Source organism: Sphingobium sp. Ant17, assembly GCF_000588875.1.
Lineage (GTDB): Bacteria > Pseudomonadota > Alphaproteobacteria > Sphingomonadales > Sphingomonadaceae > Sphingobium.
The window spans coordinates 14,237-39,053 of sequence record NZ_JEMV01000014.1 but is presented as its reverse complement, the minus strand read 5'-3'; the positions used below and the strand labels follow the sequence as shown (position 1 = coordinate 39,053).

Here is a 24,817-nt window from a genome sequence, read left to right as displayed (position 1 = left end):
TCTCCCGCTGAGGCGAATAACAAAATTGACACCAAAGCGGCTTGCACTGGAGGGAGGCCATTCGTTGCCGGTTGATCCCCGAACAATCACCCGGCGCAGCAAGACAGTTTGGCGACATCCTTATCAAACGTTTGGGCCGCCAGTTTGAGGCCTTCCACAGTGGTCAGGTAAGGAAATATCGTTGCACCCAATTCCAGGGTGGTCATGCCGTGTTTGATCGCCAGCACCAGTGTCTGGATCGAATCCGCGCCTTCGGGTGCCATGATCTGGCCGCCCAGCAAACGGTCGTTYGCCTTGTCGGCAATCAGTTTGATGAGACCCCGCGTATCGCGTGCTGCCAGTGCCCTTGGCACAGCRTCGAGCGGGAGCAGCGAAACCTTGATGTCCAGGCCTTGCGCCCGTGCTGTMGTTTCAGTGAGGCCKGCGCTGGCGACTTGCGGGTCRGTGAARACGACGGATGGCATGGMGGAATTGTCGTAGCGGTATTGGTTGCCCGTCACCGCGTTGCGCGCGGCCAGTTTTGCGSCATAGGCGGCCATGTAGACGAACTGGTCCCGTCCCGTTACATCGCCCGCCGCGTAAATGCCTGGAACCGACGTTTCGAGGTGGTCATCGACGACGATTCCACCATTACGGGCAAGCACTATGCCGCGCTCCTCCARCCCAAGCCCGTCGCTATTGGGTCGGCGTCCGGTGGCRATSAGCACCTGTTCCGCCGCGACGGTGTCRCRATGCCCCTCGCAGGTCAATTCGACCCCGCTCTGTGTTTGGGCGATACGCTGATAGCCGACACCTGCGCAAACCCGCACGCCCTCGGCTTCCAAATAGTTTTTCAGCGCGGCACTCACTTCCGGGTCCATTTCGGGGAGCAGGCGGCTTCGGCAGCAGATGGTGACATCAACGCCCAGACGCGAAAACATCTGTCCCAGTTCTACCCCGATCACCCCGCCACCGATCACCAGCAGCGATTTGGGCAAGCGATCCAGCGCCAGCGCCGATGTGCTGGTTAGGTAGGGCACGCTGTCCATCCCCGGAATCGGCGGCACGGCGGCGTGCGCACCCATCGCCAATATGACCTTGCCGACCTTCATGGGCGCATCGCCGACAATCAGCGCACCATCGGCAAAGCGTGCCTTGCCCTCGATATAGCTCACACCGTCATAGGCGGGCAGCAGATCGACATATTTTTTTTGGCGCAGCGTCGTGACAAGATCGTCCTTCGACGCCGCCAATACGGACCAGTCATCCATCTGGACAGCGCCCCCAAGGCCGGGAAAGCGCGCGGCGGCAAGCCCACCATGCACCGCTTCGGCGGCGCGGATCAGCGTCTTGGAAGGAACGCAGCCAACATTGACACAGGTGCCGCCAATCGTGCCGTGACCGACGAGCGCCACTTTCGCGCCCAGATCGGCAGCGGCGATCGCGGCGGAGAACCCGGCAGAACCCGCGCCGATGACGGCCACGTCAAATCCTTCCTGCCCGGGGCGGTTGCAACAGTCGTTCATTGCTTATCGCTTTCTTGAGGCGCTGGCGGCGCCCCGCTCAGTTTTGAATAGCGCGCGCGGATAACCCGCGTTGGTTGATGCAGCGGCAATCGCAGCAGCATTGGTGCGGCGCGGGTTATAGGTTGCGCGCGCGGTCTTGGCTGCGAAATCGACCGTGACCGCCGTTACCCCGGCGACGCCTTCCATCGCCTTCTTCACGGTGATCGGGCAGGTGGCGCAGGTCATGTTCTCTATGGCAAAGGTGGTTTGCTTCTGAGCGGTTGCGGTAGCCGCGGGGCGATCTTGCGCCGTGCCACTAACTGCATAGGCGACCCCGCCGCCAGCCATAGCCAGCACGGCCATAGCGATACATACTGTCTTTTTCATGGGTATTTCCTTTCAATAGAACCAGGGTGCCCACCAGTCGATGGTGAGCGCCAGGATGGCGACGGCAAGGCCCAGCCACAGCACCGCCTTGGTGGTCCAAGCCGATTGTGGACGAGCGCAGTAGGAACCGTCTTCACAGGGCGGTTTCGGCTTGAAATAGACATGCCAGAAGCCGTAGCCGAGCAGCGCGAGCGTTACGCCTGCGACATAGGGCTTGTAAGGTTCGAGCGCCGTCAGGTTGGCGATCCACGCGCCGGAAATTCCGAGCATAACCAACAGTAGCGGGACGACGCAGCAAGCCGAGGCGAGCCCCGCGCCGATCAATGCGCCCGCCGCAACCCAGTTTGCCTGCTTCGGCTCGTGGTTTTCGGTGAGGGCTGGCTGTCCCGCTTCCGGCGTTGAGACCATGGCTTGAATCCCTTGTTCCAACTGAGTGATTCGCAGTGTAGGCTCTGTAGCCACTACAGACTCAAGAGGTATTTTCATGGAGCAACAGGTCGGCATCTTGCGTGCCCAGCTTGCCCGGAAAACAGGCTGCAATCTCGAAACCATCCGCTATTACGAGAAGGTGGGATTGCTGCCGGGGCCGCCTCGCAGTTCCAACGGCTACCGCGTCTATTCGCCGGAACTGGTGCAAAGGTTGCAGTTCATCCTGCGCGCGCGCGACCTTGGCTATGCAATGGATGAGATACGGTCATTGTTGTCGCTCACCGATACCGGTGCACAAACCTGCGCGGAGGTTATGGCGAGAACCGAACTCCACCTTGAAGATGTCCGCCGCCGCATTGCAGATTTGCAGAAGATAGAGGTGACGCTGGCGACCACGTTAGCCAGATGCACTGGAGATGACGTTGCCGAATGTCCCATCCTGGAAGCACTCCAGTTTTTACCCCATCAAGGCAATTGACGCCATCTTTGAGGGATTTGATTTCGTGATGTCAGCTTGGAGTATAGCCTAACTGGACGTCAGGGCGGTACTGCGGTTTCTGTCAGATTAGGGTGATAAACGGAATTTGTTGACGAATTTCGTTACGTATCATAGATTTCAACCTGACATTTTGATGGAGAGAGTGCGCAGTGAAGGGGCAACGGATCGGCTATGTCCGGGTCAGCACGTTCGATCAGAATGTGGATCGCCAATTGGAAGGTCAGTCGCTCGATCGGACCTTCACCGACAAGGCATCGGGCAAGGACGTCAACCGCCCCCAGCTTGAGGCTCTGCTCACTTTCGCCCGCGAAGGCGATACCGTCGTCGTCCACAGCATGGATCGGTTGGCCCGCAATCTGGATGACCTGCGCAAGCTGGTCCAGGGCCTCACCAAGCGAGGTATCCGGATCGAGTTTGAGAAGGAAAGCCTGTCCTTCTCGGGGGAGGACTCCCCGATGGCCAATCTGATGCTCTCGGTCATGGGTGCGTTTGCTGAGTTCGAGCGCGCYCTGATCCGCGAACGGCAACGCGAAGGCATTGCGATCGCTCGGCAGCGCGGCGCCTATCGGGGGCGGAAACGGTCGCTCTCGGATGAGATGATTGCCGATCTGCACCGCCGCGTTGCCGCCGGTGAACGCAAGGCGACCATAGCGCGCGACATGGGCATCAGCCGCGAAACCCTCTACCAGTACCTTCGCGCCGCTGCCTGACACCAATGTTCACATTATGTCCGGAAAATCGTTGTTCAGCGTACAAAGCTTGAGGTGACGCCGCCTTCGCCCCGGATCGGCGCTCGGGTCATCCGAACAGTTCGCTGTGCGAACCGATACGGGCCAGGACGAGTGCTTCTTCGGTCTTGCGGTAGATCAGCACCAGGTCGGGCTTGATGTGGCAATCCCGGTATCCCTTCCACTCGCCGGTCAGCGAATGATCGGACAGATTGGGCGGCAGCACTTCATCCATCACCAGCATGTCGATGACCGGCTGGAAAATGGCATCGAGGGTCGCGTCGGATCGCTTCTCACGCTTGTAATCGCGCTTGAAACGACCCGTGATCTCTACTGGTCTCATTTTGGCTCTCCCGTGGCTGGCGTCGCTTGCGGCGCTGGGGCTGCAGGAGCCGGAGGTGGCGGCGGGGGGGGCGGAGCCGGGGCGTCAGGTGGCGCCGGCGTCCACGGGTCGAGCATGTCCTTTGCGCCGATTTCCAACGCCATTTCTACCAGCGCTGCATAGCTTGTCTGCGTCAGGCCCGGCGTCTTAATCGAATTGTGCCACCGCAAAACGAGGTGCGGATTCCAGATGATCGCATTGCCCATCGCCCCGGACTTGCCCGGCTTGATGTCGATGAACTTCAGTTCCTGAAGTTTCTTCATCCGGTTAGCCCAGGTGTGTTCGCCGCGCTGTCCGCCGAAGCCTGACGCGGTCGACATGTCGCCGTGCTTGTTCAGCACGACGAATGAGTTGTCCCACGTGTGGCACCACAACGTCAGATAGGTAGAGGACACCGGCGCCCCCTTGGTCATGTCGTCCATGATCTTGAGGATCATAGGCATCGTCTTGGGGATCGTTGCGAACCCCTTGTTGGCGAGGCGATGCCACAGCATGTCCTCCTTGCCCGGCCAATGCAGCTCGCGCAGGGCAAGCTGCTTTTTCGTGATTGCACTCGCCTCCCTGATCGTCGTCATGTATTTAACTCCTCATGTCGCCGCCTGATCGCGGCGACAAACAGGTTATGCTAGATTTATCGTTATATTTCAATGATGTAGGTGTTTACTCGCGCAACATCGGATGTGCGCTCGTTGCACTTAGACCATGCGAAATCACCCGATATGCTGCAACTGAAACTTGGTTGTGCAACATATGTTTTTTTCAGATCGCATTTTTTGGCGTGTTTTCAGGTGGTTATGACCTGACTCCACTGTGCTCATGGGTGCTTATGGTACTCCCACGTGCTGCATGTGCTTCACGTGCTCCCGGGAGAGTGCAGAGAGGGGTAGTGCTATTGACACCCCGGTGTTAGGAGACCATTTAGGATTTGTAGCTACATTGTGGCTCGGATGATTATATGGGGTAAGTGAAGTGGCAGCGGCAGACGTAGTCCGTGCTCGGATTGATTCCGACCTGAAGAAAGAAGCCAGCGCAATTCTTGCGGGGATGGGCCTGTCTGTGTCCGATGCCATTCGGCTGATGCTGGTGCGCGTTGCCTCTGACAAGAACCTGCCTTTTGACATCCGCGTTCCCAACGCCGCCACCCAGGCCGCGATGCGCGATGCGTCCGAAGGCCGGGTGGAGCGGTTCGCTACCGTTGCGGATCTGATGGGCGCGCTCAATGAGGACGATGACGAGGACTAGGTTCGTTGCACTGAACCAGCGCCGCGAGCTGCGGTGGGTTCATGCGTAAAAGTGAAAAAACATCATGGCCGTTCCCGCTGTCGCTCTGGCAGCAAGGGGCGGCTTCGTGTTTCAGGGTGCAGAGGGACCTTCTCTTATCTCACCGGGATCGCTTCGAGCGTAGGAGCATCCCACAGGGCGCGGCCCTCGCGGGCACGGCTCTATCGTCCCTTACAGCGCCGACCGAGCCGCCGTGGGCGTCTCATCCCATTCGGGTGACGATCCTCGCGTAAGGGGTGTGCCACGTGGCGCACCCCTGTTGCCGCACCATGGCGCGGTATTGCCTTCATAGGGCGCTTGCGGCCCTCCCCCGCAGGCCCGCGCGCTTAGGGGAACACCAAGGGCTACTGCCCTTTCGTCCCCGAACGACAATCATGCCCCCCGTGTAATCCGCCAAGCGCGGCACCCGACGCCTGAAGGCATCGGCCGCGCTAGGGCGGCTCGCCCGCGCCAGGAGCAAGATTCTCGCCCTCCCTCCCCGTCCCGTTCCTCGCCGGAAAGGCAGAGCCGCATGCCGCAGAGCAAGCGGCTTTCAGCCTCAAGAGGAAAGGACGAAATCATGGGACGCATCACCGACAACCGGGCCGACGTCTATCAGGAGATCACCGACCAGATGATTGTCATGATCGAGGCTGGCACCCGGCCTTGGTCCAAATCATGGAACGGCAGCACGGCTCCCAATATCCCGCTGCGCTCCACCGGGGTTCCTTATCGCGGCATCAACGTCCTGACCTTGTGGGTGGCCTCCATGACCAAGGGCTATGCCTCCCCGCATTGGCTGACCTTCAAACAGGCGCTGGCGCTGGGCGGATGTGTCCGCAAGGGCGAGAAGGGATCAACCGTGGTCTATGCCAACAAGATCGTGGTGGGCGACGGCAAGGGCGGCGAAGCGAGCAACGAACAGAGCGAGGACGGCAGGCGGCAGGTCGCGTTCCTGAAACGCTACACGGTTTTCAATTCGGAGCAGATCGACGGCATCGAGACGCAATATCCCATGCCCGAACCGATCATCACCGCCACCAATCCCCACGACCGGGACGCCGAGCTGGATACGCTCTTTGGCCGGGTGCCTGTTACCGTGCGCCCTCATGGTTCGCAGCCCTATTATCAGCCGACCGGCGATCAGGTCGTCATGCCGGCATTCGTCGACTTCCATACCAGCGACGATTATTATTCGACCCTTGCACACGAACTTTGTCACGCCAGCGGCCATGTGGATCGGCTTGCCCGTCCCACCCTCATTTCCACCAAGCGCGAAGACTATGCGCGTGAAGAGCTGGTGGCCGAGCTAGGGGCCGCGTTCGTCAGCGGCGCGATCGGCATCAAACTCCACGACCGCGAGGATCATGCGGCCTATCTGGCAAGCTGGCTGTCTGCCCTTCGCAATGACAAGCGGTGCATCTTCACCGCCGCGCGCCAAGCGCAGGATGCAGCCGACTGGCTGCTGAGCCGGATGGGCGCGGAAAGCCCCTCCACGCTGGAAGAGAGCGTCTGAACGGCCAGACCAGCCCCCGCTCTGAGTAGGCGCGGGGCTGGTTCCGGTAAGAAAATCGCGCCTCGCCCGCTCGCGAGCGGACGAGGCGCCGTCGTTTGTGCAAGATCGTTGCCGCCGATCAGCAGGTCATGCTGTTTGCTTCACCACATCGCGATAGGCGAGCAGGCGCAGTGCATTGAAGACGACAAGAAGCGTGGAGCCTTCGTGCATCGCAACTGCCGGACCGATGCCAAGGCCAAGGATCGTTGCTGGCACAAGCAATGCAACGACACCCAGGCTGACGAACACATTCTGCCGGATGATGCCGCGTGTGTGGCGGCTTAGGCCCACCGCGAACGGGAGATGGGCCAGATCGTCGGCCATTAACGCCACGTCGGCCGTCTCCAGCGCCACATCCGAGCCGGCAGCGCCCATCGCAATGCCAACGGTCGCCGATGCCATTGCCGGTGCATCATTGACCCCGTCGCCGACCATCGCGACCTTGTCCTCACCCGCGAGCTTCTTGATCGCGGCGACCTTGTCCTCCGGCATCAGGTCGCCCCATGCCTCGTCAAGCCCGACATCCCTGGCGACGGCGTCGGCAACCTTCTGGTGATCGCCCGAGATCATGATCATTCGGGTGATACCCATGTCCCGCAGGCGTTTGAGCGCGACCTTGGCCGCCTCGCGCGGCGTGTCCATCAGCCCGATCGCACCGATGTCCCGATCGCCCTTGCGCACCACCATCGTGGTGCGCCCCCCGTCACGCAGGGCCGCGATGGCGTCAGTAGCGGCCGCATTCAGCGTAGGGATACCCTCCACGCCGAACATCTCGGCCTTCCCGATCCACACCGTCTCGCCACCAACGGTCGCAGTGACGCCGCGTCCGGTCAGGCTCTTGAGGTCGGTCGCCGTCGGAAGGTGGCGTCCGCCCAGGCGTTCGCGCCCATCCTTGACGATCGCCTGCGCCAAGGGGTGATCGCTCAAACCCTCGACCGCGACCGCGAGCGTCAACAGATCTTCCTCGCTCGCGCCGTCCACCGGCACGACATCGGTGATGCGCGGGCGGCCTTCCGTCAGGGTGCCCGTCTTGTCGAACGCGATCGCCTTCAACGAACCGAGGTTTTCGAGCGGAGCACCGCCCTTCACCAGCACGCCGCCGCGTGCCGCGCGCGCAACGCCCGAAAGCACGGCGCTGGGGGTCGCGATGGCGAGCGCACAGGGGCTGGCGGCGACCAGCACCGCCATCGCCCGATAGAAGCTGTCGCGGAATGGCTCGTCGATCACGACCCACGCGAACAGGAGGATGAACGAAAGGGCCAGGACCGCCGGCACGAAGATGCGCTCAAACCGATCGGTAAAACGCTGCGTCGGCGACTTCTGCGTCTCCGCTTCGCTCACCATCTTCACGACCTTGGCGAGCGCGCTTTCGTTGGAACGCCGCGTCACCTCGATCTCGATCGCGGCACCGCCGTTGATCGTACCGGCGAACACCCGGGACGTCGCTTCGACTGCATCGGGCTTCGCGCGTGCCGCCTCGATGTCGGCCACAGGCTCCTTGTCGACCGGGATGCTCTCGCCAGTCACGGGGGCCTGGTTGATCGCGCTCGAACCCTTGATGACGAAGCCGTCAGCAGGCAGGCGCTCGTTGGGGCGCACAATCACCACATCACCGATCACCAGCTCCTCGACGGCAAGCTCCGTGGTCTGTCCGTCGCGGCGCACTGTGGCCTTGTCGGGCGCGAGTTCGGCGAGCGCTTCGATGGCCCGCCTGGCGCGCCCCATCGCATAATGCTCGAGCGCATGGCCGAGGCTGAACAGGAACAGCAGGAGCGCGCCTTCCGCCCAGGCACCGAGCGCCGCGGCGCCAGCGGCTGCCACGAGCATCAGCGTGTCGATCTCGAATTTCCTGAGCTTCAGATTGTCGATCGCCTCGCGCAGCGTGAAGAATCCGCCAAAACCATAGGCACCCACATAGAAGGCGGTCGGTAGCCATTCGGGCGTGCCCGCTACCAGCTTTTCGACCGCGAAGCCGATCGCCAGCAGTGCGCCGCACGCGAGCGCAAAGATCAATTCGGTATTGGGGCCAAGAAAATTGGCATGGGCGTGATCATGCCCGTCACCCGGCCCATGTTTCTCAGCGCCCTCACCATGACTGGCGTCGCCATGGTCGTGGCCTGTATGGTCACCGGTGCTGTGGCCGTGTCCGACGTGCTCCGAGCCAGTCCGCTGTACCGGCCTGACCTTGAGCTTGCCGAGCGCCGCGAGGATGAACGCCTCGTCGACCCGCTCCTTGTCATATTCGACACGGATGCTGCCCGAGGCGCTGGCGTCGGCCTGCAGCACGCCGGGCATCCGGCACAGGGTTTCGCTAATGGTGCGCGCGCGGCGCTCGTGGCCGATACGCTCGACCTGCCACCTGGCATGACCGTATCGTCCGCTGATCTCGGCGCCGGCTGCGCGCACCATTTCGCGCACACGCGACATCGGCAATGCCGCGCTATCGAAATGGATGCACAGCTTTGCGGGGGTCTCGCCATCGGCGGGAAGGACATGCGCCTCTTCGACGCCGGGTTTCGCCTTGAGTGTCGCGACAAGCCGGCCAACGCAAGCATCGGCCGCGTCAGGGATCTGCGGCAACAGGACGGGAATATCGAGTTTGAGCTTGTCGGTCATCGCACCGTCTCCGCGCTGTTTTTCGCTTCTGCACGAGCATCGCGCAGGATTTCCATGCCGCCCTTGATCGCGATGAGCGCGGTCGCCAGGCCGACGATTAGATCGGGCCAATTCGTCCCCAGCCACAATACCAATGCCCCGGCGATCAGGATGCCGCCGTTGGAGATGAAGTCGTTGAAGCTGAAGGTCGTGGCGGCGCGAAGGTTCACGTCCTTCTGCTTTAGACGCTGGAGCATCCGCAGGCAGATATAGTTCACGACCGCAGCGACCGCCGACATTACCATCATCGTGGGTCCGATCGGCTCGCTGCCCTGAAGATAGCGGCGTCCGACATCGAGGAGAATGCCGCCCGCGAAGATCAGCAGCATCACGCCCGATGCCCGCGCCGCTCGCGTTTTCCAGGTCTGTCCGCGGCTTAACGCAACAAGGCTCAACCCATAAACGGCCGTATCGGAAAGATTGTCGACGCCATTGGCGATCAGCGCGCTGGAATCACCGATCAGTCCGGAGGCGAAGAAGCCGATCGCAATCGCTGCGTTGAGCAGCAGCACTATCCATAACGTCCGGCGCTCATCTGGCGCCTGTGGGTCTGAGGGCGTCATACCATGATCTCCTCGATAAGCAGCAGCGCGAGAAACCCGACAAAGAACATGGCGCTGATGAGCGGTGAGTCCGGCTTCTCATGGGCTTCGACCAGCAGTTCCTCGGTCACGAGGTAGAGCAGTGCCATGAGCCCGAAACTCAGGAACCCGGTGATCCATACCGGCGTCAGCAACGCCACTGGCTGCGCGACGAGGGCGCCGAAGGGCAAAAGCAACGCCAGCGCGCAGGTCAGGCCGATCGCCTTGGCCTTGCGATATTTGCCGGCAAGGTCGTTGGTGAGGGTAAGCGCAAGGAACAGCACCTCGAGCGTCAGCGCGACGGCGAGGAGCGCCCCTGCCTTTTCGCCGGCGATGAAAGCGAGCCCCAGAACCAGGCCGTCTATGGCAAGGTCGAGTCCTATCGCCGCGAGAAGCGCGACAGGTCCCTTGAACCGGCTCTCCGCCGCCTTGAGGCTCAGCATGACGGCGACGCCGAGTGCGCCGCCGATCAGCGTCGCGGTCGGGGAACCGCCATGCTTAACCAGTGGCAGGATTTCTGTGGCAGCGGCTGCGAACACGACGCCGGCTGCCAGATGCTGCATGGCCGCGACCAGCTTTTCGCCGGGGGACCGCCACCCGGCGATGAGCGCCCCGAACATGATCGCAGCCATCGGAATGAGCGCGAATTTGAGCGCGGCCATCGTCAGCGCTCCATGATGATGCGGGGATTGGTCACAGGTTCGTTGCCTTCGTGCACACGGCAGTTGGCTTTCCGGTCTCTTCGATCCTGATCTCGTTACCTCGGAAGGTCGCACTGGCCGTATCGCCAACATATTGGAGGCCCTGTGCTGGTGCGGTCAGGATGATGGGTGCCGCATCGGCATTGCGCCGGATCTCAAGGGTCAGCCCTTCGTTTTTGAAGTCGATGAGAAGCGTGCGCTTGTCGTCGCACTCATACGGATGGCGGCCAGGAGTGCCGCTTGCGTCCGCGCTGTCATTCGCGTGGATTTCCTGTTCTGTCGGCGCCTTTGTCGTCGCTGCTCCGAACATGCAGCCAATGCCATTGGCGCAGCGGCGATGGCCAGCGTGCGCGAATATGGGAATGCCATCATGGCCTCCGATTGCTTCTGAAGCCGTTGCGAGCCGGCAAGGTGCGCCCCTTCGCAGCCGGTTGGGCCGACAGCCGCCGCAGATGCCGTTCCAGACCGGCATCCGACTGGGCGAGACTGGCGTGAATTTTGCGGCGCATCATCGCCGCCAGAGGCGCGCCAAGGAGGCCCGAGAAGCGCAGGCTATGCCGCACACGCGTTCCCGTGGCCTCGCTCTCAAGAGTATAATTTTCCTCAAACATTAGGAGTTTGGGAACGCCAGCGGTCCAGGTGAACATGCGCGGCTTATCGGCGCGGATGATGTTCGCCTTGGCGGTCAGCTCCTTATCGAGCCTGCCGATGCGGAAAATGTAGGCGGCCTCGCCGCCCTGGACCGCAGCGCCGGAAAGTCGAATGAAGGGGTTCCACCGGGAATGCGCTGGAAAGTCGGTGAGCACCGACCAGATGCGCAGCGGCGATGCCTTAAGGCTGATCACATTTTCGATCACTGACACCTGATGCCTCCTTTCTGAACGTGGTGAGGAGGGCGAAGTTTCGCCCTCCCCTTTGCGGTCATGCATGCTGCGGCGGGGCAGCCTCTTCCCTCTCGTCACCCTCGTCACCCTTCACCGCCTGCTGGCCGAAACGCGCGTAGAGCGTGGGAAGCACGAACAGCGTCAAAAAGGTCGCGGAGATGAGACCGCCGATGACGACGGTCGCGAGCGGCTTTTGCACTTCCGCGCCGGCCCCGCTCGCAAACGCCATCGGCACGAAGCCGAGACTGGCGACCAAGGCCGTCATCACCACAGGACGGAGCCGCTGGATCGCCCCTGTCCGTGCAGCTTCTGCCCGGTCCATGCCGGACCGGATCAGGTCCTGCACCGAACTGACCATGACGAGGCCGTTGAGGACCGCGATACCCGACAGCGCGATGAAGCCCACCGCAGCCGAGATCGAGAAGTCCATACCCCGGGCAAACAGCAGCAGCACGCCGCCGACCAAGGCGAAGGGCACGCCGGTGAACACAATCGCGGCATCCCGCGCCGATCCCAATGCCCCGTAGAGCAGCAGCAGGATTAAGATGAAGCAGGCCGGGATCACGAGCTGAAGCCGCTGACTGGCGGACTCCAGATTTTCGAATTGCCCGCCCCATTCAAGATAGCTGCCAGCGGGCAAGCGCACATTTTGCCCGACGGCCGCCTGTGCGTCCGCAACCACGCTGCCGACGTCACGTCCACGCACATTGGCCTGCACGACGACACGGCGCTTGCCGTTCTCGCGACTGATCTGGTTCGGCCCATCGACGACGCCGATACTGGCGACGCTGGACAGCGGCACATAGCCGCCCCCGGCAATCGGCACCTGCACCTGTTCGAGCTGACGCAGATCCGCGCGCTGCGCGTCCGACAAGCGGATGACCACCGGGAACCGGCGATCACCCTCAAAGATCATGCCGGACTCGCGGCCGCCGATGGTGGCGGTTATCGTGTCCTGCACGTCCTGCGCGGTGACACCGACCCGCGCCATCGCGTCGCGATTGACGCGAATATCGAGCATTGGAAGACCCGTGGTCTGCTCGACCTTCACGTCCGCAGCCCCTTGCGTCTTGCGCAGAACACCGGCGATCTGTTCGGCGGTGCGGTTCATGGCAACGAAGTCGTCGCCAAACACCTTGACCGCGATGTCGCCGCGCACGCCGGCGATCAGCTCGTTGAACCGCATCTGGATCGGCTGCGTGATCTCGTAGGCGTTGCCCGGAATCTTGCCGAGCAGGCCTTCCAGTCGCTCGACCAGTTCCTCCTTTGCTAGCTTGGGATCAGGCCATTCATCGCGGGGCTTGAGGATGACGAACATATCGGTCGCATTGGGCGGCATCGGGTCCGATGCCAGCTCGGCCGTACCTGTCTTGGAAAAGACGAAGCGCACCTCGGGCTGCTTGGCGACAATACGCTCGATCGGCACCTGCATGGCCTGGCTCTGCTGAACCGAGGTCGCCGGGATACGCAGCGCCTGGATGAGCAGATCGCCCTCATCGAGCTGGGGCAGGAAGACTTGCCCCAGCGTGGTGAAAGCCAGCGCCGCCGCGACGAGACTCACAACGCTTGCGCCGATCGTGAGCGACGGGCGCTTCATGGCCTTCTCGAGACCCGGTTCGTAACGGGCTTTCAGCCACGAGATGATGCGCCCATCCTTCTCCTCGACCCGCTTGGACAGCCAGATGGCAATCGCCGCCGGCACGAAAGTCAGCGACAAGGCAAAGGCGAAAAGCAGGGCGATGATGACCGTCAGCGCCATCGGCACGAACGTCTTGCCCTCCACGCCCGTGAGCGTGAGCAGCGGCACATAGACAAGGATGATGATCGCCTGCCCGTAGACCGAGGGCCGGATCATCTCGCGCGCCGCCGTGGCAACGGCTTCGAGGCGCTCCTTCATGCTGAGCAGCCGGCCTTCATGGTGCTGTTGCTCCGCGAGGCGGCGCAGCGCGTTCTCGACGATGATGACAGCGCCATCGACGATGAGACCAAAGTCGAGCGCCCCCAGGCTCATCAGATTTGCCGAGACACCCAGACGCAGCATGCCGAACCCGGTGAGCATCATTGTCACCGGGATCACCGCCGCCGCAATGAGCGCGGCGCGGAAATTGCCGAGCAGAAGGAACAGCACGACGATGACGAGCAACGCGCCTTCGGAGAGGTTCTTGGCGACCGTCTTGATCGTCGAATTGACCAGCGCGGTCCGGTCCAGAACGGGTTGAACCACGACATCGGGCGGCAGCGAGGCATTGATCTCCTTCAGCCGATCAGCGACCGCCGTGGCGACGTTGCGGCTGTTCTCGCCAATCCGCATGATCGCGGTGCCCACGACCACTTCGGTGCCGTTCTCCGAGGCCGAGCCCATGCGGATCGCCTGACCCGTGCGAACGGTTGCAACCTGGTCGAGGGTGATCGGCACCCCTTCGCGGGTTGCGATGACGGTGCGCGCCAGTTCGGCCGCGTTGCGCACCAGCGCGTCGGAACGGACCGCCAGACCCTCTCCGTTGCGGTTGACGAAGCCGCCGCCCACGCTGGTGTTGTTCTTCTCGAGTGCGGTGCCAAGCTCGGTGAGCGTGATGTTCAGGGAAGCGAGCTTCTGGACGTCGGGGATGACCAGATACTGCTTGGCATAGCCGCCGATGGAGTCGACGCCGGCAAGACCCGGCGTATTCTTCAGGAGCGGCGTGACGATCCAGTCCTGCGCGGTGCGCAGATAGGTTGCCTTGTCTTCTTCGCTCGTCAGCCGTTCGCCTTCCGGCGTGATGTAACTGCCGTCGGGCTGCTGACCCGGCTCGCCGGGTCGGTGCTTGTCATCTTGTCGATGATCAAGCCGGACAGTCCACATATAGACCTCGCCCAGTCCCGTTGCGATCGGCCCCATTTCGGGGTTTACGCCATCGGGCAGGTTCTCCGCGACGCCCGCCAGGCGCTCGCCAACCTGTTGGCGAGCGAAATAGATGTCGGTGGACTCGTCGAAGACCGCAGTTATCTGCGCGAACCCATTGCGGCTGAGCGAGCGTGTGTTTTCAAGGCCGGGAATGCCGGCAAGCGCGGTCTCGATCGGAAACGAGACCTGCTTCTCTACCAGCTCGGGCGAGAGCGCCGAGGCGCGGACATTGATCTGGACCTGATTATTGGTGATGTCCGGCACCGCGTCGATCGGGAGCCGATAGAGGGAATAGGCACCGATGGCGGTGGCGACGGCGGTGAGGAGCAGGACGAGCCAGCGCTTCTCGACCGCCCATGTGACGATACGGGCGATCATGGCATCAATCCTCGTGCGCCGCTTCGCCCTTGCCGAGTTCGGCCTTGAGCGTGAAGCTGCCTGTAGTGGCGATCTGTTCGCGGCCGGTGAGGCAGAACGGACGATGACGGTATCGCCGGCAGCGTCGCCCAGCGTGACCGGGGTCGCCTGGAAGCCCTTGGCCGTGCGGACAAAGACGACCGATTTGCCTTCGACGGTCTGAATGGCCGTCGTCGGGACGCGGACCGCAGAGCTTCCGGCATTGCCGCTGAGCTGCACCGCCGCAGTGACGGGCTCGCCGACACGCCACTGCGCGCCGCGATTGTCGAGCGTTGCGATGACCGGCACCTGCCGGGTCTGGGGATCAAGCGCGGGCGATACGAAGGTTATGCGGGCGCTCGTCTGCCTGCCTGGCGCCGTCACCGTCACCACGTTGCCGGGCTTCACCCTGCCCGCATCTTCGGGCTTGAGGTTCAGCGCCAGCGATACCCGGCCAAGATTGGCGATACGGTAAAGCTCCGCGTCAGCAGTGACCGTCTGGCCCAGCACGATCGGACGCGAGATGATCTGGCCGGCGATAGGGGCGGTAATGCCGAGGCGGTTGAGGCCGCCCCCGCCTGCGCCGCCGCCGGCGGCCGAGACCTGACTTTGGGCCTGGCGGTAGGCAATCCGTGCTTCGGTTGCAGCCGTTCGTGCCGCTATCAGGTCCTGTTCGGGTGACACGCGCTGTGCGAACAGGCGCTGTTCACGCGCAAGGTTGGAATTGGCGAGTGCCAGCCTGGCGCGCGACGCTTCGACTTCACCCTTGAGCTGAGCGGCTTCCCGGCTTTCGATGACCGCGATGGTCTCCCCTCTGCCAACCGACTGGCCCAGATTGCGGGTCAATGCCACAATGCGGCCACCGATCGCGGCCGAAACGACCTGCGTGCCCTGCGGGTCGCCTTCGATAGTCGCAGGGAGTTCGATTGTACCGGCACCGCCTGTCATCGGTCGGCCGATCTGGACCCCGGCGGACTTGATCTGGTCGGCCGTGAGCGTCACCACACCTTCGTCGGCATGCGCCTCTTCACCGCCGCCCCCGTGAGCGTCGGCCGCCGCTTCGTTGGTTGCAGAAGCATCGCCGGCTTCAGGACCGCCGCACGCGGAGAGCAGCAAGGCGAGGCCAAGCGGCAGCGCGCCGCCCATAAGGATGGTCTTCATCGGTCGGTGTTCCCCGAAATCGTGGTCGCCGTCGCGGGGGCGGTCAGCCGCTCCAGTTGCGCGCGAGCATTTTGATAATTGGCGAGTGCGTCGATCGCGGCGACGCGCGTCTCGGCAAGAGTTCGTTCGGCATCCAGTAGATCGAGCTGGCCGAACTTGCCCTCACGGTAGCCGATCCGGGCGATCCGGGCAGCTTCCTGCGCCGCCGCCAGCGCCGGTCCGGCTGCAGCGCGAGCGGTTGTCGCTGCGTTTGCTGCCTCCGCCTGCGCGTTCGTGATCGCCTGCTCGACATCGAGGGCGGTAACACGCCGCAAGGCTTCTGCCTGGGTGCGCTGCGCGCTCGCCTGCGCGATGGCCGCGCGGCCGCTGTTGAACAGCGGAATCGGAATGGAGATCGAAAATACCGCGGCGGTGTCGTTGGTCGCTTCGAGCCGCCGCAGGCCCGGGCCGACGTTGAGGTCCGGCACCCGGTTCGCCCGCGCAAGCCTCACGCCGGCATCGGCAATAGCCAGATCGGCATCGGCGGCAGCGAGCGCCAAGGTGTTTGCCGCCGGCGGCGTCTCGACGGGGCCAAAAGTCGACGCTGGGAGCTGGTCCAGAAGCGCAGCATCGAGCCTTCCGTCGATCGGTCGGCCAATCCGCCGTGCAAGGTTCGCGCGCGCGGCTTCGGCAAGCCGGGTCAGCCGTTCCACATTGGCATCGGCGTTGATCCTTGTGACATCGGCGCGTTGCTGTTCGAGCGGTGAGGCCCGGCCCGCCTGAACCCGCACACCCGCGCCGCGCAGCACTTCGGCGGCAATGCGCGCCTGATCGCGCGCCGTTGCGAGCCGGCGTTCGGCCGCGATCGCCTCGATATAGAGCTGTGTCACCTGCAGGCGAATATCGCTCGCGGTGATTGCTGCCTGCAGTTCGGCACGCGACAACTGTGCGCTGGCGACAGCGACGCGCGCGCCGCGCTTGCCGCCCAGCTCGATCGGAATCGCCACGCCAACGGTCGTCTCTGCGCTTTGCAAGCCCTTATATGGGCCAGAGCCGACGACATTCTCGACCTGACCCTGAACCACGGGATTTGGCCGTAGCCCCGCGACTGTCCGTTCGGCCTGGGCTGCTTCGATTGCGGCCGATGCCGCGTCAGCGGCAGGTGCCGCGCCGCCGGCGGCCAGCACGGCCTGATCGAGGGTATAGATGCCGAGCGGCTGCGTCGCCTCCGTAGTCGGCGTTTGCTGCGCCTGCGCCATCGAAGCGCAGGACGCCGCGGCCATCATGGCCACGAACATCTTTTTCATTATCTGGTGATCCTGACAAAACACATCTGGCCGGCGAGCGCCGACCGGCGGGTCGTGTCAGGCGGCGGGAGGCCTCAAGGCCGGGCCAGTCCGGTATGACGCCAGCGCGCTATGCGCCGCAGGAAACGGACGCAACCCGCCCGCCTCGCCCAGGGAATACAGGTCGCTTGTATCGGGTATGTCCAATGCTGGACCATGGCAGGTGCTGTGGTGATGGGGCATCGCCTTGTCGGCGTCGCCCTGAGACTGATCAGCATCGCCATCTTCATGTACGACGCCGGCGCAATCCACCATAATCTGCCCGGAAACCTCGCGCGCATGGATCGTCGCCGTCAGCACAAGGGACGACGCGATCATGACCAGCAAGAGGGAGCAGAGCCTGCGCAGCATGTGCCGTGATCTAAACGAGATGCCGGCAAGTGTCATTGCATAACTTCAGGAGGCACTGGCCGTGCTTCGCGCCATGCGGGGATCGCCTCGCCCAGCACGCGCCACGCCGACCGCAGGAAGATAAGCGCAATCACCGCGCCGACGGCAATGTCGGGCCAGACCGAGCCTGTCGCGGCTACCAGTCCGGCAGCAATCAACACGCCGATGTTGGACGCCACGTCGTTGCGTGAACATTCGAACGTGCTCGACATATTCACATTTTGGGAGCGGAACCGCCACAGCAGCGCCAGGCAAACGACGTTGGCCACAAGTGCGGCGCTCCCGAACGCGAGCATCAGCGTCGATGAGGGCGGCACGCCGTTCACGAGCTTGTCGGCAATCTCGACGACCACCGCGATGCCGAAAACAAGGATGATGCCGCCCTTCGCAACCGCGGCCCCTGCCTCCCAGCGCGGCCCCCGGCTCAAAGCGTAAAGGCTCAGTGCATAGACGAGCGCATCGCCAAACATGTCGACGGAGTCCGCCATCAGCGCCGATGAGCGGGCCGCCAGGCCGCCGCCGAACTCGGCGATAAACATCACGAAGTTGATCACCATCACGGTGATCAGGACGCGCCGCTGATCCGCCTTTCGGCCCAGCTCAGCGATCGTATCACTTTTTTTCGAACAGCAGTCGTCCGCCATCTGATGCCTCGATTCGTGCGTCGGACACCCTATATGAACCCTCATCCTACTAGAGGGTCAAGGGACGGCTCATGAAGATCGGTGCCATTGCCAAGCAAACCGGGCTGAAAATCGAGACCATCCGCTTCTATGAGGCCGAGGGGTTGATCGAACCGCCAACACGTAGCGGCGGGAATTACCGGCTGTATGGCCAGACCCATCTCGATCGATTGTCTTTCATCAAACGATCGCGCGACCTTGGCTTTACCTTGGATCAGGTTCGCGATCTCTTACGCCTGGCCGATAATCCTCGGGGGTCGTGTGAGGAAGTGGACAGCATCGTGGCACTTCATATCGACGAGATCGATCGTAAGCTCGCCGATCTGACGGCTTTGCGGAGCGAGGTGGTGCGTTGGGGCGGCGACTGCGAGGCAACGACGATCGCGGAATGCAAGGTCATCGACGCTTTGTCTTCGGGCGCACCGGGGCGCTTGTAACCTGATACGCTGATGTGCGGGGTCTAAGAACACAGGTACAGGGCGCGGCCCTGCCGGGCACGGCTCTACCGGCGGCACGCGCCGACCAAGCCACCGTACCGGCGTCTCGGCCCATTTAGGGTAACGATCCTCGCGTGAGGGGGTGTGCCATGTGGCACACCCCCCAATAGCCGCGCGCAGCGCGACATCTTCCCTCGGCGCTACGGCCCTCCCCCGGAGGCCCGCGCACGCGGGGAACACCAAGGGCCGCTGCCCTTTCGTTCCCGAAGCAAAATCGACAGCCCCGTGTGGTCCGCCAAGCGCGGCACCCGACGCCCCGATGGGCGTCGGCCGCGCTAGGGCGGCCTGCCCGCGCCAGGCCATCGATTTTCCTCCTCCCTCTCCATCCCGCTCCTCGCCGGAGAGGCAGAGCCGCATGCCGCAGAGCAAGCGGCTTTCAGCCCCGAAGGAAGGAGAACAAGGACAATGGCTTACACACGATACAAGGGCGATCCCTACTGGAAGCGGGCCAAAGTGGACGGGACGGGCGCAGACGGCAGCCCCTACCGCAAGGGCGAGCGCGTGTTCTTCTATCCGCGCACTGGCGCGACTTACGCGGGCGACGCCGCCACGCGCGCTTCCGCCGAATTTGACGAACTCGCAGCCCTCGAAGGCTGACCTCCCCCCAATCGAAATTACAGATCAGGAGCATTCATCATGGCTATCATCACCGCCAAGCTGTCGCAGCTTCGTCTTTCCCCGCTCAACCAGCGCCGCATCAAGCCATCGGCAATCGAGTCCATGGCCGACGATATTCACGCGCATGGCCTGTTGCAGAACCTTGTCGCCTATGAGGAAGACGGCCTGTTGTGGGTATTCGCAGGGGGACGGCGCTATCGCGGCCTCAAGGAACTGGTGAAGCGCAAGAAGGTCAGGAACAGCGACCTGTTCCCCGTCGAGGTACGCAGCAAGGAAGAGGCCATCGAGCTGTCGCTGGCAGAGAATTTCCAGCGTGAAGACATGCACCCTGCGGACAGTATCCGCGCCTTTGCGGCTCTGCGCGATACCGGCATGGACGCCGAGGAAATCGCGGCCCGGTTCGGTCAGGCGGTCAGTTTCGTCTATAAGATGCTGCGCCTTTCCGCGCTTGCCCCGGTGCTGATCGACCTGATCGCCAAGGATCAGTTGACCCTTGAAGCCGCCCGCGCGCTCACCTTGACCGACGATCACGACTTCCAAGTGAAAGTGTGCAAGGCGGCGAACGGGCAGGCCCACACCATCCGCCGGATGCTCACCACCGAGAAGGTCGATACGACCAGCGGCATGTTCCTGTTCGTCGGGCGCGAAGCCTACGAAGCCAAAGGCGGTTCCATCACCGTGGACCTGTTCAGCCAAGGGGATGAGGGTTTCGCCGACAGCCCCGAACTGGTGCAGGAATTGGCGGAGGAAAAGCTGGAGACGATCGCTGCCGAATACCGCAGCATCGGGTGGCACGAAGTGCGCGCGGAAATCGAGCGGCCCTATGACCTCTACATGAAGGGCAGCATGTATCCCGCCACGCGCGAGCCGACCGAGGCCGAAGCGGAGCGCATGACCGTCCTTGCCGCCGAGATCGAGCGATTGCCGACGATGAAGGCGAGGACAGTCAGAGGATCGAACCGCTGGTGGACGAGCAGGAAGCGATCATGGAAGGCCAGCGCGCTTTCACTGGCGAGCAAGTATCGGTGGGCGGCGTTGCGCTATGGATTGCGCGGGACGGGACGCTGGGCAGGAGCTTCTATCGCGCTAAGGCCGAACCCAAGCCCAAGGCGAGCCATGACGGGCCGACCCCGCTCTACAGCAATAGCCTGCTCGCCGACCTGTCGCGCATCAAGACGCAGATCGTGCAGGAAGCGGTCGCGGCCGACCCGGCGCTGGCTCTCGATGTTCTACTGGACAGCCTTGCCGGGCAGTTGCTCCATGGCGCTCACAGCTACCAGTTGGCGGTCGAGGTGCAGGCCAAGGCGATCGCCACCGACGTTGCGGACGAGTTGATGGCGACCAGTGACGTGCAGGCCGTTGAGGAAGTGATGGCTAACCGCTTCGCTGCCGTCCCCGAAGATGGCCGGTTCGAGGCGATCCGGGCCATGACTGGCGATGACAAGATGGCGCTGCTGGCGGGACTTGTTGCCATGACCGTGGACGGCACCGTGTTTTCGGGTGGCTCCCCCGGTCAGCGCCACCACCAGTTCGAGCAGATCGCGCGCGCAAGCGGGGTGGACATCGCGGCTCGCTGGACCGCCCCCATCGCCCTGTTCGACAAGATGCGCCGCGCTGCCCTGATTACCCTTCTGACCGATGAAGTCGGTGCGGCAAGTGCGGAGAACTGCGCAACCATCAAGAAGAAGGCCGACCTCGCCGTCAACGTGGCAGGACGCCTGCCCGCAGGTTGGCTTCCCGTTCCCATTAAGATCGGTGCCTTCGATCAGGCCGACGAGAGCAAGGATCAGGAAGGCGACATGATTGACGAAGAGGATATGGCCGAGAACGAAGACGCCTGACCGAGCGGGGGCTGGTGCGAACCGGCCCCCGTCTCTCCATACCAAGATCCAGTGCGGCGCGCCCGTCGCCCCGGCGCGCTCGCCATGCCACAGCATGACGGGCGCGCTCGCCGGTCCTGGCGGACCTGCCCGGCGCCGCGCGACCAAGGCCGCGCGGCGGGCGACTATGAACCCAGTCAGGCCCTTTTCACAGCAGCCGTTGCCACCAGCCTACGTCGTGCCACTTTCCAAATTTGCGGCCCACATCACGGTAGATCCCGAGTGGTGTGAAACCCATGCTCTCGTGCAGAGCAATGCTGCCCTTGTTGGGTAATGCGATGCCGGCGAACGCTGCGTGAAAACCACGTCCGGCAAGGTCAGGTAGCAAGTGGCCATAAAGGGCACGCCCGACCCCGGTCCGCCTTACCCCGTCGGCAATGTAGACTGTCACATCGACGGAGGTGCGATAGGCCGCGCGAGTGCGGTGCTGGCTGGCGTAGGCATAGCCTACGACCTCGCCGCCCTGCTCTGCCACCAGGTAGGGATAATCCTGCAAGGTGGCCTCGATCCGTGCCGCCATTTCGACCACGCTTGGCGGCGCTTCCTCAAAGGAAATGGCGGTATGCTCGACCACAGGCGCGTAAATCGCCTGTATGGCGCAAGCGTCGCCTGTCATGGCCGAACGGATCAAAGTAACGATCAAGGATGCTGGCCTTGCGCCGCGATAGCGATGCTCGACAGATCCGTAGCCGGATCAACGGGCACGCCCGATGATCGACGCTCTGAATAGCGATCAACGAGCTGGTCCGCGTGCGGGCGCAGCAGGACGGTGAAGCGCACCAGTTCCTCCATGACGTCGACGATGCGATCATAGTAGCTGGACGCTTTCATGCGGCCCGCCTCGTCGAACTCCTTGTAGGCCATCGCCACGGAGGACTGATTGGGGATGGTGAACATCCGCATCCAGCGACCGAGGAGGCGAAGCGAGTTGACGGCATTGAACGACTGCGAGCCGCCGGACACCTGCATGACCGCCAGCGTGCGACCCTGCGTCGGCCGCATCCCCCTCATCTCCAGCGGCAGATGATCGATCTGCGCCTTCATGATGCCCGTGATCTGGCCGTGCCGCTCCGGGCTGCACCACACCTGACCCTCCGACCACAGTGCCAGTTCACGCAGTTCGTGGACGGCGGGGTGATCGTCTCCCGCCACCTGGTCGGGCAGCGGCAGTGTCGATGGGTCGAAGATGCGGGTTTCCGCGCCAAACAGGCGTAGAAGCCGCGCGGCTTCCTCCGCGGCGAGACGCGAGAAGGATCGCTCGCGCAAACTGCCATAGAGCAGCAGAATGCGCGGCGCAGGATCGAGCGCGCCCAACCCCAGGGCGGGGCGCTGGCGGACATAGGCCGGGTCGAGCGCCGGGAGATGGTCGGCCTCATAGAGATCGCGAAGAGGCATCAGGCGGTCCTTGGTCCTAATAGGATTACACAGGTGCCAATGAGGCAAAGGGCGGCCCCGCCAACGTCCCAACGGTCTGGGCGTACGCCTTCCACAGCCCATAGCCACGCGAGGGATGCACAAATGTAGATGCCGCCATATGCAGCGTAGGCTCGACCCGCTGCGTCACTGTCCACGCGGGTCAGAAGCCATGCGAACAGCATTAGCGACGCGACACCCGGCGCTAGCCATAGGGGGGACTTATCCAGTCGGAGCCATGCCCAAAAAGCAAAGCAGCCGGCGATTTCTGCGATTGCTGCGCCAAGATAAACGAGCGCCGTCATACCATGCTGATCCTGATTGCGAGAGCTACGAGGGTCACCAGTAACACCGGAACCGTCAGCGTTACGCCGACCTTGAAGTAATAGCCCCAACCGATGCGAATGCCTTTTTGTCCGAGGACATGAAGCCACAGCAGGGTGGCAAGCGATCCGATGGGTGTGATCTTGGGGCCAAGATCACAGCCGATCACATTGGCGTAGATCATCGCTTCCCTCACCGCTCCTGTGGCGTGCGTGGCGTCGATCGACAGCGCGCCCACCAGAACCGTCGGCATGTTGTTCATGACGGATGACAGGATGGCAGCGATCACGCCGGTTCCCAGAGCGGCACCCCACACCCCGCCCTGCGCGGTCCGATCGAGCAGCGCAGCGAGGTGGTCGGTCAGTCCTGCATTTCGCAGGCCATAGACGACGAGATACATGCCAAGCGAAAAGATGACGACCTGCCAAGGCGCGCCGCGCAGCACCTTGCGGGTCTCGATGACATGCCCCCTCCCCGCAATTGCGAGCAGCAGGATCGCGCCGGCAGCGGCAACCGCGCTGACAGGCACGCCCAGCGGATCAAGCAGGAAGAAGCCCACGAGAAGAAGCACGAGGACGACCCAACCGGCGCGAAAGGTTGCGGCGTCCCGGATCGCCGCGCGCGGCGCGCGCAGCGCGGCAACATCATAGTCTGTCGGTATGTCGCGCCGGAAGAACACCATCAGCGCGCCGAGCGTGGCGGCGATCGCGGCCAGATCCACCGGCACCATCACGCTCGCATATTCGCCAAAGCCGAGCTTGAAGAAGTCGGTCGACACGATGTTGACGAGATTCGAGACCACAAGCGGGAGGCTGGCGGTGTCCGCGATGAAGCCTGCGGCCATTACGAACGCCAGCGTCGCCTTGTCGCCATAGCCCAGCGCGCGCAGCATCGCGATGACGATGGGGGTGAGGATCAAGGCCGCGCCATCATTGGCGAACAGGGACGATACCGCCGCGCCGAGCAGCACGATGAGGGCGAACAGGGCACGACCGTTGCCCTTGCCCCAGCGAGCGACGTGAAGCGCCGCCCATTCGAAAAATCCCGCCTCATCGAGCAGCAGGCTGATGACGATGATCGAGACGAATGCCCCCGTCGCGTTCCAGACAATGTCCCAAACCACAGGCACGTCGGACAGCGACACAACGCCGGCAAGCAGCGCTACGATCGCCCCGCCCATGGCGCTCCACCCGATGCCGAGGCCCTTGGGTTGCCAGATGACGAGCGCAATCGTGGCGATGAAGATCAGAATTGCTGGCAGCATCAGGCGATACGCTGGCCTGTGCCATCCACGACCTGTTCGCCATCTTCTTTCGCGAATGCGCCAAGCTGGCCTGTCGGCAGCAGATCAAGCACCGCTTCGGAAGGACGGCACAGTTTCACACCCAGCGGCGACACAACGAGGGGCCGGTTGATAAGGATTGGATGCGCCATCATCGCGTCCACGAGCTGTTCGTCGGACAGTGCCGGGTCGGCAAGGCCCAACTCGCCAAAAGGCGTACCCTTTTCGCGCAGGAGATCGCGCGGGGTCATGCCGGCGCGGCCAACCAGTTCGACCAGCAAGGCTCGCGTAGGCGGCGTCTTAAGATATTCGATCACATGCGGTTCGATGCCCGCGTTGCGGATCATGGCGAGCGCGTTGCGCGATGTGCCGCATTCGGAATTGTGATAGATGACGATGTCGATGGCCACGGGGCATCC

27 protein-coding genes and 1 pseudogene are annotated in these 24,817 nt (G+C 63.1%); 9 read left to right on the top strand and 19 right to left on the bottom strand.

Going from position 1 to position 24,817, the window contains the following annotated elements; genetic code table 11:
- Positions 1-86: 86 nt before the first annotated feature.
- From merA to BF95_RS08480, 3 genes are read right to left on the bottom strand one after another with little or no spacing between them, the layout of a single operon-like run.
- Positions 87-1,463, bottom strand: a complete 1,377-nt coding sequence (gene merA / locus BF95_RS08490; RefSeq protein ID WP_043150864.1) for a mercury(II) reductase — start codon at positions 1,461-1,463, stop codon at positions 87-89.
- Positions 1,464-1,508: 45 nt separating this feature from the next.
- A complete protein-coding gene (locus BF95_RS28195; RefSeq protein ID WP_200866911.1) occupies positions 1,509-1,871 on the bottom strand; it encodes a heavy-metal-associated domain-containing protein in 363 nt (120 codons plus the stop codon).
- Positions 1,872-1,883: 12 nt separating this feature from the next.
- Positions 1,884-2,279: a mercuric transporter MerT family protein gene (locus BF95_RS08480; protein ID WP_014072602.1), complete on the bottom strand. Its 396-nt coding sequence runs from the start codon at positions 2,277-2,279 to the stop codon at positions 1,884-1,886.
- 76 nt (positions 2,280-2,355) lie between these two features.
- On the opposite strand from BF95_RS08480, the gene BF95_RS08475 reads away from it, so the two are divergent.
- Positions 2,356-2,778: a MerR family transcriptional regulator gene (locus tag BF95_RS08475; protein ID WP_014072603.1), complete on the top strand. Its 423-nt coding sequence runs from the start codon at positions 2,356-2,358 to the stop codon at positions 2,776-2,778.
- A gap of 170 nt (positions 2,779-2,948) precedes the next feature.
- Entirely contained in the window at positions 2,949-3,509 is a 561-nt protein-coding gene (locus BF95_RS08470; protein WP_004213255.1) for a recombinase family protein, read from the top strand.
- An 88-nt stretch (positions 3,510-3,597) separates the two neighbouring features.
- On the opposite strand, the gene BF95_RS08465 is transcribed toward BF95_RS08470, so the two are convergent.
- Positions 3,598-3,870, bottom strand: a complete 273-nt coding sequence (locus tag BF95_RS08465) for a type II toxin-antitoxin system YafQ family toxin (protein ID WP_043150818.1) — start codon at positions 3,868-3,870, stop codon at positions 3,598-3,600.
- Positions 3,867-4,484: a hypothetical protein gene (locus tag BF95_RS08460; protein ID WP_051519918.1), complete on the bottom strand. Its 618-nt coding sequence runs from the start codon at positions 4,482-4,484 to the stop codon at positions 3,867-3,869. The genes BF95_RS08465 and BF95_RS08460 overlap by 4 nt, the downstream gene beginning before the upstream one ends.
- Before the next feature lie 394 nt (positions 4,485-4,878).
- Between BF95_RS08460 and BF95_RS08455 the strand changes: the two genes are divergently transcribed.
- A complete protein-coding gene (locus tag BF95_RS08455; RefSeq protein ID WP_043150816.1) occupies positions 4,879-5,151 on the top strand; it encodes a type II toxin-antitoxin system RelB/DinJ family antitoxin in 273 nt (90 codons plus the stop codon).
- A 598-nt stretch (positions 5,152-5,749) separates the two neighbouring features.
- Positions 5,750-6,685, top strand: coding sequence for an ArdC family protein (locus tag BF95_RS08450; RefSeq protein WP_043150814.1), 936 nt, complete (start codon positions 5,750-5,752; stop codon positions 6,683-6,685).
- Positions 6,686-6,811: 126 nt separating this feature from the next.
- Here the strand turns inward: BF95_RS08450 and BF95_RS08445 are convergent, their stop codons facing one another.
- The 8 genes and pseudogenes from BF95_RS08445 to BF95_RS08410 form a co-directional block, all read right to left on the bottom strand.
- Positions 6,812-9,340 (bottom strand): heavy metal translocating P-type ATPase, encoded by a 2,529-nt coding sequence (locus tag BF95_RS08445; protein WP_043150812.1) that lies wholly within the window; start codon positions 9,338-9,340, stop codon positions 6,812-6,814.
- A complete protein-coding gene (locus tag BF95_RS08440; RefSeq protein WP_043150811.1) occupies positions 9,337-9,942 on the bottom strand; it encodes a cation transporter in 606 nt (201 codons plus the stop codon). Before BF95_RS08440 ends, BF95_RS08445 begins: the two co-directional genes overlap by 4 nt.
- Positions 9,939-10,622, bottom strand: a complete 684-nt coding sequence (locus BF95_RS08435; protein WP_043150809.1) for a ZIP family metal transporter — start codon at positions 10,620-10,622, stop codon at positions 9,939-9,941. The genes BF95_RS08440 and BF95_RS08435 overlap by 4 nt, the downstream gene beginning before the upstream one ends.
- A 31-nt stretch (positions 10,623-10,653) precedes the next feature.
- Complete coding sequence (locus tag BF95_RS08430; protein ID WP_235209645.1) at positions 10,654-10,971, bottom strand: hypothetical protein; 318 nt, start codon at positions 10,969-10,971, stop codon at positions 10,654-10,656.
- 58 nt (positions 10,972-11,029) lie between these two features.
- Complete coding sequence (locus BF95_RS08425) at positions 11,030-11,524, bottom strand: SRPBCC domain-containing protein (protein WP_161774252.1); 495 nt, start codon at positions 11,522-11,524, stop codon at positions 11,030-11,032.
- 58 nt (positions 11,525-11,582) lie between these two features.
- Entirely contained in the window at positions 11,583-14,807 is a 3,225-nt protein-coding gene (locus tag BF95_RS08420; protein WP_043150805.1) for an efflux RND transporter permease subunit, read from the bottom strand.
- 4 nt (positions 14,808-14,811) lie between these two features.
- Positions 14,812-15,986 (bottom strand): annotated as a pseudogene (locus BF95_RS26260) (efflux RND transporter periplasmic adaptor subunit).
- On the bottom strand, positions 15,983-17,272 hold the full coding sequence (locus tag BF95_RS08410) for a TolC family protein (protein WP_043150804.1): 1,290 nt from the start codon (positions 17,270-17,272) through the stop codon (positions 15,983-15,985). Before BF95_RS08410 ends, BF95_RS26260 begins: the two are co-directional and overlap by 4 nt.
- 195 nt (positions 17,273-17,467) lie before the next feature.
- Here BF95_RS08410 and BF95_RS28930 point away from each other — a divergent pair, with 195 nt between their 5' ends.
- Complete coding sequence (locus BF95_RS28930) at positions 17,468-17,671, top strand: hypothetical protein (protein ID WP_235209644.1); 204 nt, start codon at positions 17,468-17,470, stop codon at positions 17,669-17,671.
- 23 nt (positions 17,672-17,694) lie between these two features.
- On the opposite strand, the gene BF95_RS08400 is transcribed toward BF95_RS28930, so the two are convergent.
- Positions 17,695-18,345, bottom strand: a complete 651-nt coding sequence (locus tag BF95_RS08400) for a cation transporter (RefSeq protein WP_043150802.1) — start codon at positions 18,343-18,345, stop codon at positions 17,695-17,697.
- Positions 18,346-18,416: 71 nt separating this feature from the next.
- Here BF95_RS08400 and BF95_RS08395 point away from each other — a divergent pair, with 71 nt between their 5' ends.
- The 4 genes from BF95_RS08395 (at position 18,417) to BF95_RS28925 (ending at position 21,340) form a co-directional block, all read left to right on the top strand.
- Positions 18,417-18,821, top strand: a complete 405-nt coding sequence (locus tag BF95_RS08395; RefSeq protein WP_043150801.1) for a MerR family transcriptional regulator — start codon at positions 18,417-18,419, stop codon at positions 18,819-18,821.
- A gap of 465 nt (positions 18,822-19,286) precedes the next feature.
- Positions 19,287-19,478, top strand: a complete 192-nt coding sequence (locus BF95_RS08390) for a hypothetical protein (RefSeq protein WP_043150800.1) — start codon at positions 19,287-19,289, stop codon at positions 19,476-19,478.
- 39 nt (positions 19,479-19,517) lie between these two features.
- Positions 19,518-20,834 carry a ParB/RepB/Spo0J family partition protein gene (locus BF95_RS08385; RefSeq protein ID WP_235209643.1) on the top strand — a complete coding sequence of 439 codons (1,317 nt, stop codon included), beginning with the start codon at positions 19,518-19,520 and terminating at the stop codon, positions 20,832-20,834.
- Positions 20,792-21,340 carry a hypothetical protein gene (locus BF95_RS28925; RefSeq protein WP_235209642.1) on the top strand — a complete coding sequence of 183 codons (549 nt, stop codon included), beginning with the start codon at positions 20,792-20,794 and terminating at the stop codon, positions 21,338-21,340. Before BF95_RS08385 ends, BF95_RS28925 begins: the two co-directional genes overlap by 43 nt.
- Before the next feature lie 187 nt (positions 21,341-21,527).
- Here BF95_RS28925 and BF95_RS08380 read toward each other — a convergent pair whose 3' ends face one another.
- The 5 genes from BF95_RS08380 to arsC are packed head-to-tail and all read right to left on the bottom strand — an operon-like array spanning position 21,528 to position 24,808.
- Positions 21,528-22,022, bottom strand: coding sequence for an arsinothricin resistance N-acetyltransferase ArsN1 family B (locus BF95_RS08380; protein ID WP_235209641.1), 495 nt, complete (start codon positions 22,020-22,022; stop codon positions 21,528-21,530).
- Positions 22,019-22,774, bottom strand: a complete 756-nt coding sequence (arsH, locus tag BF95_RS08375; RefSeq protein ID WP_043150799.1) for an arsenical resistance protein ArsH — start codon at positions 22,772-22,774, stop codon at positions 22,019-22,021. The genes BF95_RS08380 and arsH overlap by 4 nt, the downstream gene beginning before the upstream one ends.
- A complete protein-coding gene (locus tag BF95_RS26255; protein WP_081764086.1) occupies positions 22,774-23,097 on the bottom strand; it encodes a YnfA family protein in 324 nt (107 codons plus the stop codon). The genes arsH and BF95_RS26255 overlap by 1 nt, the downstream gene beginning before the upstream one ends.
- Entirely contained in the window at positions 23,094-24,380 is a 1,287-nt protein-coding gene (locus BF95_RS08370) for an arsenic transporter (RefSeq protein WP_043150797.1), read from the bottom strand. The genes BF95_RS26255 and BF95_RS08370 overlap by 4 nt, the downstream gene beginning before the upstream one ends.
- Positions 24,380-24,808 carry an arsenate reductase (glutaredoxin) gene (arsC, locus tag BF95_RS08365; RefSeq protein ID WP_200866910.1) on the bottom strand — a complete coding sequence of 143 codons (429 nt, stop codon included), beginning with the start codon at positions 24,806-24,808 and terminating at the stop codon, positions 24,380-24,382. Before arsC ends, BF95_RS08370 begins: the two co-directional genes overlap by 1 nt.
- Positions 24,809-24,817: the final 9 nt, after the last annotated feature.